The organism is Leisingera sp. M658 (assembly GCF_025144145.1).
GTDB lineage: Bacteria > Pseudomonadota > Alphaproteobacteria > Rhodobacterales > Rhodobacteraceae > Leisingera.
In genome coordinates, this window is sequence record NZ_CP083546.1 from 1,322,776 (window position 1) to 1,336,146 (window position 13,371).

The 13,371-nt window shown below is 55.2% G+C and carries 12 protein-coding genes; 11 read left to right on the forward strand and 1 reads right to left on the reverse strand.

Annotated elements, in window-relative coordinates; translation table 11 throughout:
* Window positions 1–227: 227 nt before the first annotated feature.
* Window positions 228–1,661 (reverse strand): FAD-binding oxidoreductase, encoded by a 1,434-nt coding sequence (locus K3724_RS06630; protein WP_259991173.1) that lies wholly within the window; start codon window positions 1,659–1,661, stop codon window positions 228–230.
* Between the two features lie 578 nt (window positions 1,662–2,239).
* Here K3724_RS06630 and dctP point away from each other — a divergent pair.
* The 11 genes from dctP to K3724_RS06685 all read left to right on the forward strand — a co-directional run bounded on the left by dctP (window position 2,240) and on the right by K3724_RS06685 (window position 13,332).
* A complete protein-coding gene (dctP, locus tag K3724_RS06635) occupies window positions 2,240–3,238 on the forward strand; it encodes a TRAP transporter substrate-binding protein DctP (protein ID WP_259991175.1) in 999 nt (332 codons plus the stop codon).
* Window positions 3,239–3,370: 132 nt separating this feature from the next.
* Complete coding sequence (locus K3724_RS06640) at window positions 3,371–3,886, forward strand: TRAP transporter small permease (RefSeq protein WP_259991177.1); 516 nt, start codon at window positions 3,371–3,373, stop codon at window positions 3,884–3,886.
* Window positions 3,883–5,172, forward strand: a complete 1,290-nt coding sequence (locus tag K3724_RS06645; protein ID WP_102848410.1) for a TRAP transporter large permease — start codon at window positions 3,883–3,885, stop codon at window positions 5,170–5,172. The genes K3724_RS06640 and K3724_RS06645 overlap by 4 nt, the downstream gene beginning before the upstream one ends.
* A gap of 792 nt (window positions 5,173–5,964) precedes the next feature.
* Window positions 5,965–7,086 carry a Xaa-Pro peptidase family protein gene (locus tag K3724_RS06650; RefSeq protein WP_259991181.1) on the forward strand — a complete coding sequence of 374 codons (1,122 nt, stop codon included), beginning with the start codon at window positions 5,965–5,967 and terminating at the stop codon, window positions 7,084–7,086.
* 38 nt (window positions 7,087–7,124) lie between these two features.
* Window positions 7,125–8,123 carry a TRAP transporter substrate-binding protein gene (locus K3724_RS06655; protein ID WP_259991183.1) on the forward strand — a complete coding sequence of 333 codons (999 nt, stop codon included), beginning with the start codon at window positions 7,125–7,127 and terminating at the stop codon, window positions 8,121–8,123.
* A gap of 54 nt (window positions 8,124–8,177) precedes the next feature.
* Window positions 8,178–8,672: a TRAP transporter small permease gene (locus K3724_RS06660; protein WP_076618349.1), complete on the forward strand. Its 495-nt coding sequence runs from the start codon at window positions 8,178–8,180 to the stop codon at window positions 8,670–8,672.
* Window positions 8,673–8,674: 2 nt separating this feature from the next.
* The gene (locus tag K3724_RS06665; RefSeq protein ID WP_259991187.1) at window positions 8,675–9,985 is read left to right on the forward strand and encodes a TRAP transporter large permease; all 1,311 of its coding nucleotides are present in this window, start codon (window positions 8,675–8,677) and stop codon (window positions 9,983–9,985) included.
* A 3-nt stretch (window positions 9,986–9,988) separates the two neighbouring features.
* Entirely contained in the window at window positions 9,989–10,615 is a 627-nt protein-coding gene (locus K3724_RS06670; protein WP_259991189.1) for a TetR/AcrR family transcriptional regulator, read from the forward strand.
* Between the two features lie 125 nt (window positions 10,616–10,740).
* A complete protein-coding gene (locus K3724_RS06675; RefSeq protein ID WP_102873405.1) occupies window positions 10,741–12,096 on the forward strand; it encodes an aminotransferase class III-fold pyridoxal phosphate-dependent enzyme in 1,356 nt (451 codons plus the stop codon).
* Between the two features lie 3 nt (window positions 12,097–12,099).
* The gene (locus tag K3724_RS06680; protein WP_102848402.1) at window positions 12,100–12,822 is read left to right on the forward strand and encodes a haloacid dehalogenase type II; all 723 of its coding nucleotides are present in this window, start codon (window positions 12,100–12,102) and stop codon (window positions 12,820–12,822) included.
* Between the two features lie 18 nt (window positions 12,823–12,840).
* Complete coding sequence (locus K3724_RS06685; RefSeq protein WP_014873171.1) at window positions 12,841–13,332, forward strand: Lrp/AsnC family transcriptional regulator; 492 nt, start codon at window positions 12,841–12,843, stop codon at window positions 13,330–13,332.
* The last annotated feature ends 39 nt before the right edge of the window (window positions 13,333–13,371 follow it).

Genomic DNA, 13,371 nt, shown 5'->3' on the forward strand with positions numbered 1-13,371 from the left:
GTAGAAAAAGCCGATTCGCCTCCCCTTAAACCGGTCGTTCGAAGATGATGCAGTAGTTTAGGAAATGAATGTATGGATCAGACCGAATTCTCACGTCATCTGTACTAGTGGCGTCCCTCTCAGAGATAGGCGGCCGACATATCTCAAGTGCCAATTATTGGACTGTGTGGCTTACATTTTCGTACACACAGCCCGATAAGGTTAGCCATTTTCGTCAAAAAGCAGCTTTACTTCAAATGAGTACCTGTGTGACCATTAACCACTTTGCCTGGGTTCATGACACTTAGAGGGTCAAAGGCATTCTTCAATGCGTTCATGAATTGCCGTTTGATCGGGTCTCCATAGATTTGATCAAGTGGCAGCTTGTCCTGCCCAAGTCCGTATTCAGCGCTGAATGAGCCGTCGAGTTTTGCGACGAGGTCATAAATGCAGGGGGAAACCTTTGCACTCACTTCATCGAGGTAGGCTGGAGACTCGGCACCTTCCGGGGCAAGCACGTTGAAGTGTACATTGCCATCCCCAACATGGCCGTAAACAGAAAGGCGGGCTCCCTGCCCGTACCGATGGACGAGATCGGAGCCAAGTTCAATGAACCTGGCCATATCAGAGATACGAACAGAAACATCATGCTTCACTGAGCCGCCGTTGAGCACTTCACCTTCGGGGATGTGTTCACGCAGGTTCCAAAAGTCCTGTCTTTGCTGTTCGCTTGTTGCAATGACACCGTCCACGATTGTTTCGCCGGACATTCCATCCTCAAAAAACGCTTCGATGGCCTGGTCGAGGCCCAGAATCGGGGAGGACGATGCGGCCTCGATCAGCACAAAATGTTCGGAAGGAGTTTGAATGGGGCGGCGCAATTCAGGTTTGCCGGCAAAGAGAAGGTCGAGAGATGCACCAGAGATGTATTCGAACGACGTGACCGCCTCACCTGTATACCGCTGAGCTTTTGCCAAGAGCGGCATCAAATCACTGATCTCATTGATCGCCAGAAAGGCAGTGACGCGACTCGCCGCGGGCAAAAACAGACGCAAAGAGGCTCCTGTAACGATACCGAGCGAGCCTTCAGCGCCAATCAGAAGCTGGTGCAACGCATACCCTCGATTGTCCTTCCGCAGCGGGGACAGGTTGCTGAGCACTTGGCCATCCGGCAGCACGACCTCGAGGCCCAGAACCAGGTCCCGGGTAATCCCGTAGCGAACTGCCGAAACCCCTCCGGCATTTGTCGAAATGTTCCCGCCAATTTGGCACGATTGCTGAGAGCCAAGCGACAAGGGGAACATCAAGTTCTCCTGTTCCGCCGCTTCATGGATCTCAGAGAGAATGCATCCCGCATCAACAGTGATCGAGAGGTTGTCGGCATCCACCTCCCGGATCTTGTTCATGCGCTGCAAGCTGATCAGCAGTTGCTGGCCGCTTACGTCCGGGGTCGCGCCGCCGCAATATCCTGTGTTGCCGCCGACCGGGACAAGGGCGACGCTGTGCAGATTGCAAAGTTTGACAATTGAGGCCACTTCCTCTGTCGAACGGGGTCGCAGCAGTGCGGGGCTTTCGCCGGTATACTTCTTCCGGAAGTCAGTTGTGTAACCGTTGATTATGTCTTTGTCGTTCACCACGATCTCTGCCGGCAGCTCCGCCAGCACTTGTTCATATGGAGTCATCACGCACCCTCTTGTGTTTGATCGGCATGGTAATGGGCGCTCGCTTCATGAAATTTTGTTTTCCTGTCCGGAAAAGGCATTCTGTGCCGCCTTGGCAGAAGTTTGGGCCATCAAACTGTTTGCCGTCTCATAGATCGCTGAACGAACGCCCCGCCAAGATCACGAGATGCAGGCACCAAGCCGCAACCCGCCAAAGGCAGGCCGTAAGTAAAAAATGAGCGTTAGAATCGACAAACTGACGGCACGCGGCGCAGCGCAAAAGATGGCACTGAAGGACCTGATTAAGCCCACAGATTCTGCCGTTTCACTGCAGCCTTCAGCATAATCAGGATTTGCCGTGCTCCTACTCTGATTGAACCAAAGAGGAGGAGGGGAACCTTTGGTGATGCCGGAAACACCACAGTTTTTTGACCCTGCGGACACAGGCGATTGGCTGGCGGTGGTCTCGGCAGGCTCGCCCGCAAAACGCTGCAGACCTTGTTCGCTCTGCTGACGCTCTCACAGCAGAGCACGACGAGGACGCGCGCGGGAACACCCTCGACCACGAAAACCTTCGGTCATGAGGAGAGATACTGAAGATGAAAACATTCCTGAAATATCTGGCAGCTGGATCTGTTGCATTGCAGCTTGCCGCGCCCGCATTTGCCGCCGATATGCGGCTGAAGTTCGCCGGGGTTTTCCCGGTAGATCACCAGGGTTCCAAAATGATGGAACAGGTCAAAGCAGACATTGAGGCCGCTAACGTGGGCCTGAAAATCTCCGTTTTCCCGGCCAACCAGCTCGGATCCGGCGAAGCCCTGCTCGAAGATGTCGCGCGCGGGAACATCGATTTTGCCGCTGCATTTCTGTATGCAGACACCGACCCGCGTCTTGAAATCCTGTCCATGCCGTTTCTTGTGAGCGATTGGGACGAGATGAACTCGGTTATGCGCGACCTGGATTCCGAGTTCAACACCATCATTCAAGAAACCCTTTCTGACCATGGTGTGCGCCTGCTCGGTCAAAACCCGGAAGGTTTTGTCGGCATCGTGGCCACTGAAGAACCGGCCAACTGGAACAACTTCGACGCCAAAAACATGAACATTCGTGTTTGGTCCTCAAATGTCGTGAAGTCGATGGTCGAGACCCTGGGCTACCAAGCGACAACCATGTCTTGGGGCGACATCTTCCCTGCAATCCAGTCTGGCATTGTTGATGGCGCAATCTGCTGCACGAAGACAGCAACTTACTCGATCTTTGCAAAGAGCGACGTGGGTTCGCATTTCGTCCAGTACAATTCGATCCCCGAGAACACCTCCTACTACGTTTCGGAAAAGACCTGGGAAGAGCTGAACGAAGCGCAGCGTGATGTCGTGCAAACGGCCTTCACCAAGGCTTCGGATGACTTCTTCGCTTACAACCGTGAAAACGATGCGGTCTTCGAGCAGAAGCTGGTCGAAAGCGGCTACACCATTCTGAAGTTGTCCCCGGAAGAGCAGGAGGCCATGGCCAGCAAGGTACGCACCGAAATCTGGCCCATGCTTGAAGACAGCGTCGGTAAGGATAACATCGATCGCCTTCTGTCCAGCCTGAACTAAAACACTGAAAACACAAGAAGGGCCGGCCGTCACAGGTCGGCCCAAGTGTATGCATACAGGGGGAAATCTATGGCGCATATAGCCGAGATATTACCAAAGGGTATCGCAACGCCTCTTCAGGGCTCCCTGAGGATGATGCGCTGGATCGTGATCCTCAGCGGATTTCTGATGTCAGTCACGTTTTTTCTGGTCGTGATCATCAGATATGGTTTCAACGGTGATCTGTTCGCCTATGAGGAATGGCTGCTGACAGCCTGTTTCTGGGGGTTCTTTGCTGGATCAGCTTTGGCCTCCGAACGCGGACACCACATCAATGCAGACATCCTCGGGATCATTATCACAAACCCCAGGCTGCGATGGTGGCGCCGACTGATCGTGCTGACCATTGAATTGGTGGTGACCGCAGCCATTCTCTACTGGGGGTATCTGATGCTGGCCGAGGAACTGGCCAAATACCCGATCTGGAAAACCACCCCGGCCCTGAAGATCCCATACTTCGCTTGGCGGGTCTCAATCTTCCTTGGCTTCTTCTTCATGACGATTTTTGCCGCGGCGTATCTCTACGCGCACATCAGAGGCATCGAAATTGACTACGGGGACGACACGGACGCCGAAGACATGAACAAGAAAGAGGAGGCTGATCAATGATCATTGCAGGCAGTCTGGTCATTATCTGCGGCATGCTGCTGCTGGGTGTTAGCGTTTATGTGGCATTTGGTGCGGTTCTTCTTTTCCTTGCGGCCATGGGAGGGCACGAAGTTTCGGGCTACCTGCCGTCGGGTTCGACGAAACTGCGATCCCTGGTTCTGCTGGCGATCCCTCTCTTTATGATTGCCGGGACAATCATGGAGCGCGGCAAAATCGCGGCTCCGCTTGTCAGCCTTGCCGAACTGTTCATCGGCCACCTGAAAGGCGGGTTGAGCGCAGCAACCGTTCTGGCATGCGGGATCTTCGGATCCATTTCCGGTGCCGCCAATGCGACGCTGACCTGTATCGGCAGCATCATGATGCCGCATCTTCGCCGCGCGAATTACCCCGAAGGGCAATCGGCCGCGCTGATCGTATGCGCAAGCCCCTTGGGCCTTCTGATCCCGCCCAGCGGAAACCATATTCTCTATGGCTGGGTGGCGCAGCAATCGGTGCTCAAGTGCTTTCTGTCGACAGTCGTCCCTGCGCTTATTCTGATAACTCTGCTTATCGCTGTGAACCAGTTCATGCTGCGCAAATATGATGATATCGAATTGCTGGAGCGCCCGCAGGAATTTGGCATGGCATTCCGGCAAAAGGCGACTCTGGCCTTTCCAGCTTTGCTGATGCCGCTCATTATTCTGGGGGGCATCTACGGCGGTATCATGACACCGACAGAAGCCGCCGGCGTTGCGGTCGTCTACGCTATTCCTGTGGCAATCTATGTCTACCGCGGCCTGACTTGGCGGGCTCTGGTTGAAGCGTTGACGGATTCAGGTGTGATCATCGGCGTCGTCATGGTGATGATCTTCATGGTGCTGATTGTCAGCAAGTTCCTGATCTTTGAGGATATCCCGAACATCGCAAAGGATCTGGTCTACTCTGTGTCAGACAACCCGATTGTGATCCTGCTGATGGTCAACCTGGTCATGATCCTGATCGGTATGCTGATGGACGACATTTCTGGCCTGCTGCTGTCGACACCGATCCTGCTGCCGATTGTGCAGGGAGTTGGAATGGACCCGATCCATTTTGCCGCTGTGCTGGGGGTCAACCTTGGAATGGCGAACATTACGCCGCCTACTGCCCCCTTGCTGTACCTCGGCGCGAAAATCACCAAGACACCAGTTTCCAGCATGCTGCTGCCGACGCTGATTTTCATCATCTTCGCGTGGCTTCCAACCCTGGCTCTGACGACATTTGTTCCGGAGATCGCTCTTTGGTTGCCCGAGCTGCTTTTGGGGTGATCCCAAAATCCGGTTCTTCAGCAGCTGGAACTGAGTTTTGAAGAAAGAACAGGCCGCACCTTCGCAGGTGCGGCCTGTGTGTCTTCTCCGCCTTAAGCCTCTGCCATTGACGGCAGCGATTCCCGGAAACGCTTTTTTGAGTTCAGGAGTGCTTCAAATCGCCCCTGACGGAGAGCTGCAGCAGAATTTGCTTCCTGCCAACGCCGCAGCAGCACAAAATTCCGCCAAAGGAGAGTGGTGCGAAATTCACTCTCTCAAGGCATGCGCAGCTGGCATACCGGGGATGATGACTTGGTGGTTTATTGAGTAAAAGCAGTGTCTTAAAAGTTATCTCAAGCTCAACAACAGAGCTTGCCAACATCATTCACAGGAGACGAAAATGACCAAAGACCTCAAGAACACCGCCGAGCTTTTCGGGTTTGTTGCAACTGGCCTCGCCGTCATCGGAGCAATGGTTGTCGCTTCGCTGGCATGAGTTCTTCCGCGGAGTGTACCAGCACTGAAATTCCAAGACATACCTTTTGAAAGCCGGCCTAACCGTCGGCTTTCATCGTTTTGGAGGAACAAGTTTTGGCACGAACGAGCTAAACTCACACTTAAGCCTTAGACTAAGGCAGAGTTCGGTCACGAGCTGCCAATTTCTCCGCCCGCCGGGGTGAAAACAGATTATGCTGGCAGCCGCCGCCCCCAAAGCATCCTATGCTGAATCCCGGCCGAGAAGAGCAGAAAACGCCGGGCAGAACAGGCCTCAATAAAGAAACAGTCAGTCCTGATTGTTAGTTGAGGAAGACCATGCTCGAACACCAAACCCGCTTCTCCGCTCTCGAAGAGAAAATCAAGAAGGCAGGCCTGGACGCCTTTCTGATTTCGACGAAAGACAGCATCTTTTACTTCACTGGTTTCCGCTACGAACCCTTTGAACGGCCTTTCTTCATTGTCGTCCGTCCGGGTAACCAACCGGTCTTTCTGACACCCCGGATCGAAGCCGAGAACATGGCGACCATCGCTGTGCCGCATCTGATCGTCGAATACATCGACTACCCCGCACCGGCCGGGGGCAGCTATATCGAAGCGCTGCAAACGGTGCTGTCCGCTGATGCAAACATTGGCGTCGAGATGTCGATCACCGGTGAGTTGATGGTCGCGCTGTCCAGCTGGTCGCCTCAGGTCCTGCCTTATGTCGAACAGCTCCGCATGGTCAAAAGCCCTTACGAGGTTGCTGCCATCCGTAAGGCGGCGAAGTATTCAGACCGTGGCCTGAAGCTAGCGATGGATTTGGCCCGCCACGGTGGCCGTATCGCGGACACCGACAAGGCGAACAGTCTGTTGCGAGAGGAAATCGCGCAACAAGAAGGGTATCTTGACCCTTATATTTCAAACATCTGGCAGGGCATTTGGTCCGCACCCTTCAGTGCCCAGCCGCACCGCTTTCCAGAGCCCTCGGACACCCTGATAGAAGGGCCGAATGTCGGTCTCTCTTTCCTGCGTGTGAATGGGTATTCCGCGGAAACTGAACGCACCTTCTTTGTGACCTCTCCCCGCAAAGAAGATGCCGAAGTTTTCAACACCATGGTCGAAGCCGGAAAGATTGGCTTCGCAGCTTTGCGCCCAGGCGTCAGCTGCCACGATGTCGACCACAAGGTGATGGAGTTTCTTCGCGCCGAGGGCTTTGGGAACAATCTCCTGCATCGCACTGGCCATGGGATCGGCATGGGAGGTCACGAAGGCCCCTGGGTTGCCGAAGGCAGTGACGACGTCCTGCAGGAGAACATGGTGATCAGCATCGAGCCAGGCATCTACTGGCGCGGCCAGGGCGGGTTCCGCCACTCGGACACCGTTCTGATCACCAATGACGGCTACGAGATGCTGACCGACATGCCCCATGACATTGCCTCAATGACACTGGGCAGCTGACGTCCAAATCCAAACCAAACCAACAAGGAGAACCCAAAATGAAACACATGCTTCTCGCAAGCGTGGCGGCACTTTCGTTCGCTGTCACCGGCGCCGTAGTAAATGCGGCTGATGTCACCCTGAACCTTTCCAACGAGTATTCGGCCACTTCCATCCATGGGGTTGGCGATGCGCGCTTTGCCTCATTGGTCGCCGAAAAGACCGGCGGGTCCGTCGAGGTCGTGGTCCATTACGGCGGTGCCTTGGGCTACAAGTCGGCTGATCACTTTGACGCCGTCGGCGAGGGAGCCCTGGAAATCGCCGACACCTACGGCGGCGCGCTTGGCGGCATTGATCCGCTGTTCCTGATCTCTTCGCTGCCTTTCTTCGTGACCACAGTGGAAGAGGCCGAATTGCTCTACAAGGTGGCTGAACCCGAGTTCAAAAGGGTCTTTGAAGAAAACGACCAGATCCTGCTCTACGCCTCTCCCTGGCCGCCGTCAGGCATCTGGGCCACTGATGCGAAGAACTCGACCGATGCATTGGCGGGACTGAAAATCCGCACCTATGACAAAAACGGCACCACCGCTCTGAACGAACTGGGCGCAGCCGCGGTTCGCTTGTCCTGGGCCGACGTTGTTCCTTCTATCTCGACCGGCGCAATTGATGCGGTCCTGACATCTGCCGAGGGCGGAGTTTCAGGCAGCTTCTGGGAACACTTCACCACGTTCACCGAGATCTACAACTATGCGATCCCTCTGAATTTCGTCCACATCTCGAAAAGCACTTTCGATGGTCTCAGCGCAGAGCAGCAGGCTGCTGTCCTCGAAGCCGCCGCCGAAACCCGCGATCAGAACTGGGCTGCGATCCCGGATCGTCTTGCCGCAACCTACGGTCAGCTGGCTGAAAACAAAGTGTCTGTGGTCACATCGGACAACGACACCTACCGGGCCGCCCTGCAAGCCGCCGGCAAAGCTGCACTGAACGACTGGCTGGAGACCACCGGCGCCCGGGGGCAAGCCCTGATCGACGCCTTCAATGCAGCGAAAGCTCAATAACACCCCACAAGTCGGTGGCGTCTCCTGAAGCCACCGACGATCCCGGAGAATACCATGCGACTTCTTCTGCGTGCGATTGATGCTGTGTCCTATTGCGCCCTGATTTGCGCGGCTGCCATTCTCATCTACGCCGTTTCACACATCCTGCTGGAAACCGTCATGAGGACTTTGTTCGATACCTCGACCCATGTCCTGGATGAGTTCATTGGCTTTGCGGTTCTGTCGATCACCTTCCTATCGCTGTCCTGGACACTGCGGGACGGAGGCATGATCCAGGTAAACTTGCTTACACTCAGGCTCCCGCGCAGAATTAAGCAAGCGGTCGAATTCATCGTGGCTGCCTGCGCAACTGGTCTGGGGGCCTACTTCTGCACATTCCTGTGGCGCAACTTGATCAAGAACTGGAAGCGCGGCGCAGTCAGCGAAAGCGTGGCCGAAGTCCCATTGTGGATACCGGATGCCATTGTCTTTGCCGGCGCTTGCCTGCTGGTGCTGCAACTATCGGCCCTTGCCATCCGCCCATTTATTCCAAAGACACAGGAGGGCTAATCATGGACCCCGTTACAACAGCACTCGCCGTTTTCATTCTGATGCTCGCTGTTTTGGCGACTGGTATGTGGGTATTTCTTGCTCTCGCCACCGCTGCGGCAGTTTCGCTGTTCGCCTTCATGGGTTTCCCGCCTGACAAGATCGGAGCAATTGCCAGCCGGATCATTGTGCGAAGCGCCTCCTCCTGGGAACTTGCCGCTGTTCCAATGTTCATCTGGATGGGAGAAATCATGTTCCGGACGGATATTTCCGAACGGCTCTACAAAGGTCTCTCTCCGCTCGTATCAAAAATTCCTGGAGGGTTGCTGCATACCAATGTTTTGGGATCAGCTCTCTTTGCCGCCGTTTCCGGGTCCAGCGCGGCGACAACTGCCACTGTCGGCCGGATCACCACGAGTGAGTTGAACCAACGCGGGTATTCCCAAAGCCTTGCGCTTGGCTCCCTTGCCGGAGCCGGCAGTCTTGGGCTTCTCATTCCGCCATCCATTGTCCTGATCATCTACGGGGTTCTGGCCGAGGTTTCAATTGCAAAGCTTTTCATCGCTGGTGTGGTTCCCGGCCTCATGATCGCAGCATTTTATGCGGCCTATCTGGCCGCAAGATGCGCAATTACACCAGCACTTGCACCCAAGGACGCAATCAGCAAGGAAGACGCCCGGCCAAGTGCTATTCTGGGCAACCTTGCTCCGGTTTTTGGCCTTATCCTTGTGGTTATTGGGTCAATCTACACCGGATGGGCCACGCCGTCCGAAGCAGCAGCTATCGGTGTCTTTGCCGCACTCTGTTTCGCGGCATTCAGCCGGCAATTGTCGCGCGCCATGCTGGCGGAGTCGCTGATCAATGCGCTCAAAACCTCCTGCATGGTCTGTTCAATCCTGATGTGCGCAGCCTTTCTGTCGTCCGCCATCGGCTACATGCACATCCCGCGCAACATCGCCGTAGCGATCGATGCTCTCGACCTGTCCCCTTATGTGCTGATTGCTTCTCTGGCGATCTTCTACATTCTGCTCGGGTTTTTCCTGGATGGCATTTCGATCATCGTGATGAGCCTGCCGATCACTTTGCCTGTCGTCGTCGCCGCTGGGTTCGACCCGATCTGGTACGGTATTTTTCTGGTGATAATGATCGAGCTGGGCCAGATGACACCGCCTGTTGGATTTAATCTGTTTGTCATTCAGGGCTTCTCCGGTGTGCCGATCCACAAGGTGGCGGTCTATGCGATACCTTTCTTCCTTTTGATGTGTTTCGCCGTACTGCTGATGGTCGTCTTTCCGCAAATTGCGCTTTGGCTTCCAGCCTATCTGGCAGGCTAAGACATGACGGCATCCAGCAAGCCACGGCGCACACAGGCCGAAAGATCCGCGGCGACCCAGGCCCGGATATTGGAAGCAGCACAGTTCCTGATCGTTGATCGGGGACTGGCGCATACGTCGACACAAGACATCGCACGCCAAGCCAACGTGTCGCGGGGAGCGATGCTGCACCATTTCCCGTCACGCAAGGACCTCATTCAGGCGGCCTATGCTGAGATGCTTTGCCGCGAGGCGGATCTGCTGCGCAGTTTCACCCGGACACTGCAACCAGGCCAGAACCGCCTGAAAGCCCTGACCGAATACATCTGGGAAAGATATCAAAGCGGAATCTTTCAGGTGTCCATGGATTACCTGTCCGAAGCCCGCGTGAATGAGACAGAACTGGTCTATGTCGCTGCAGAATCCCAAAAATTCAACGAGGCGCTCAATGACGTCTGGCACGTCGAACTCGCGGCGTTCGGCTGTAGCGCAGACATACGGCAAGCCATGATGAATGAATTCATGTGCCTCGTTCGCGGCATGGCATTCCAAAGCCAATGGCGCGATGATCCGCCATACTTTCAGAATATGCTGCAAAACTGGCTTCTCAGAGCACGATCCACTTTAATTCCGGCAAAGTCAGTCAGGTAGATGCAGCATAAAATGCTGTCAAAGGAAAAACGACGGCCGAAAATGCCGTTCCCGGCTGTAAAACGCACTTTCCTTCCGGCAGTTTCCCTTACCCTCGATTGAAAGCTCATACGGGAAAGAAACCGATGCGATCCAACTCTCTTATCGAAAAAGACCGGGCCCACTATTTCCATCCTGTGGTTCCAATCCGCGCCCACGAAAAACGGGGTGTAACTGTTATGCAATCGGGGCAGGGTGTCTTCCTGACTGACTCCGAGGGCAATGAACTGCTCGACGGCTTTGCAGGTCTGTGGTGCGTCAACGCAGGATACGGCCACGAGAATGTTGTTGCCGCCGCCACTGAGCAAATGCAGCGCTTGCCCTATGCAACCGGGTATTTCCACTTTGGCAGCGAGCCGGCAATTGAATTGGCGGCCAAGCTCGCCGAGTTGTCTCCTGGCGATCTGGACCACGTGTTCTTCACCCTGGGCGGTTCGGATGCGGTGGATACCGTGATCCGCATGGTTCGCTACTACTTCAACGCCCGCGGCGAAAGCTCCAAGAAGCACTTCATCGCGCTGGAAAAGGGCTACCATGGCTCCAGCTCAAACGGTGCCGGGCTGACCGCGCTGCCGGTGTTTCACGACAAGTTCGATCTGCCGATGCAATGGCAGCACCACATTGCATCGCCCTATCCGTATCGCAACGAAGCAATCTCAGATGAGGAAATCATCGCGCAGGGCGTCGCCAACCTGAAAGCCAAAGTTGCAGAGCTTGGTGCTGAAAACACTGCTGCGTTCATCATGGAACTGGTCCAGGGCTCAGGTGGTGTGATCGTACCGCCGGAGGGTTATGCCAAGGCTATGCAGGACACCTGCCGCGAACTGGGCATCCTCTTCATTGTGGATGAAGTCATCACGGGCTTTGGCCGGACCGGGCCGATGTTTGGCTGCGAGCATGAAGGGCTGACGCCTGATTTCCTGACAACCGCCAAAGGCCTGACCTCGGGCTATGCGCCTATGGGTGCGGTGTTTGTGTCGGACGGTGTCTATCAGACCATTGCCGATGCCGCGCCGGAAGGCGTGCCGTTTGGGCATGGTTTCACCTATTCGGGGCATCCTGTCAGCGCAGCTGTCGCTCTCGAGGTCATCAAGCTCTACGAGGGCGGTATGATCGAAAATTCGAAGACGGTTGGCGCCTACTTCGAGGCACAGCTGAAAACCCTGCTGGATCATCCGCTGGTCGGTGATGTCCGGGCCAAGGGACTGCTGGCAGCTGTGGAAATCGTCACTGACAAATCCACCAAGGCGAAACCAGCCAAGGAAATGAACGTTGCCGCCCGCCTTGCCAAAGCCGGGTACGAGAACGGCGTCATTTTCCGCGCATTTGCGGATGACGTGATCGGCCTTGCCCCGCCCATCTGCATCACTGAGACTGAGGTGGATCTGTTGATTACCCGTCTCCGTGCGACCCTGAACACCCTTCTGGATCTGAAAGGATAAGACATGAAACTGAGCGATTTCAAAGCACTGACCTTTGACGTCTATGGCACCTTGCTCGACTGGGAAACCGGCATGGTCACCGGGTTGAAACCCCTGACAGACCGGGTGAGCCGCAGCCTGTCGCGCGACGACATTCTTGAAGCCCACGCCTTCTACGAAAGCACAACGCAGCGCTATACGCCGTCGAAGAAATACTACGAACTGCTGCCCGTAGTGTACCGCCGACTGGCTGAGGAATGGAACGTTGAGGTCACCTGGGAGGAATGCGAAGCCTATGGCCGTTCCGCACGTCACTGGCCCGCGTTCGACGACACAATCGAGGCTCTGACCTACCTGAAGAAACACTTCAAACTGGTGGTTCTGACCAACACCGATAACCTCACCTTCTCGGGCGCCAACACCCGCCTGGGTGTGCATTTCGACGGTGTCTACACCGCCGAGGACGTTGGCAGCTATAAGCCGTTCGACCGTAACTTCGACTACATGATCGAAATGATGGCGCGTCAGGGCATTCAGAAGCATGAAATTCTGCACACCGCTGAAAGCATGTTCCACGACCACGCACCGGCCAACAAATACGGGCTGTCCAATTGCTGGATCTACCGCCGCCACGACAAGTCGGGCTTTGGCGCCACCATGAACCCTGGCGAAATGCCGAAATATGACTTCCAATTCAACAGCATGATGGACATGGCAAAGGCCCATCAGGCAGAGTTGGCGAGCTAAGCAACGGGAGGAAAGAATATGGTGGGGACGCCGAAACTCGACCGGATCGACATCAATATTCTTTCCACCCTGCAGACGCAGGGCAACATAACCAACGTGAATTTGGCAGAGGCTGTGGGCTTATCCCCCAGCCCCTGCCTGCAAAGGGTGAAGAGGCTTGAGAAAGCCGGTTACATCCAGAATTACCGGGCCGTTATCAACCTCAAGAAACTGGCTGAACACGTAACGGTTTTCACCGAAGTCACACTTGCGGACCACCGCCGCAAGGACTTCGTTCGGTTCGAGAATGAAATCCGCAAGCATGACAATGTGGTGGATTGCTACTTGTTGAGCGGGGGGTACGACTACCTGTTGAAGTTTGTCGCGCGCGGTGTGTCCCAGTATCAGGAGATCATGGAGGATCTTCTGGAGCGGAACCTCGGCATCGATAAGTACTTCTCATACATCGTGATTAAGCCGGTTGTAGAAAAGCACAGCGTGCCGATCCAGGATCTGGTCGACCGCGACTAAGCTGCGGCACAAAATGTTGAAGCCGGGCCAATTGCGGCA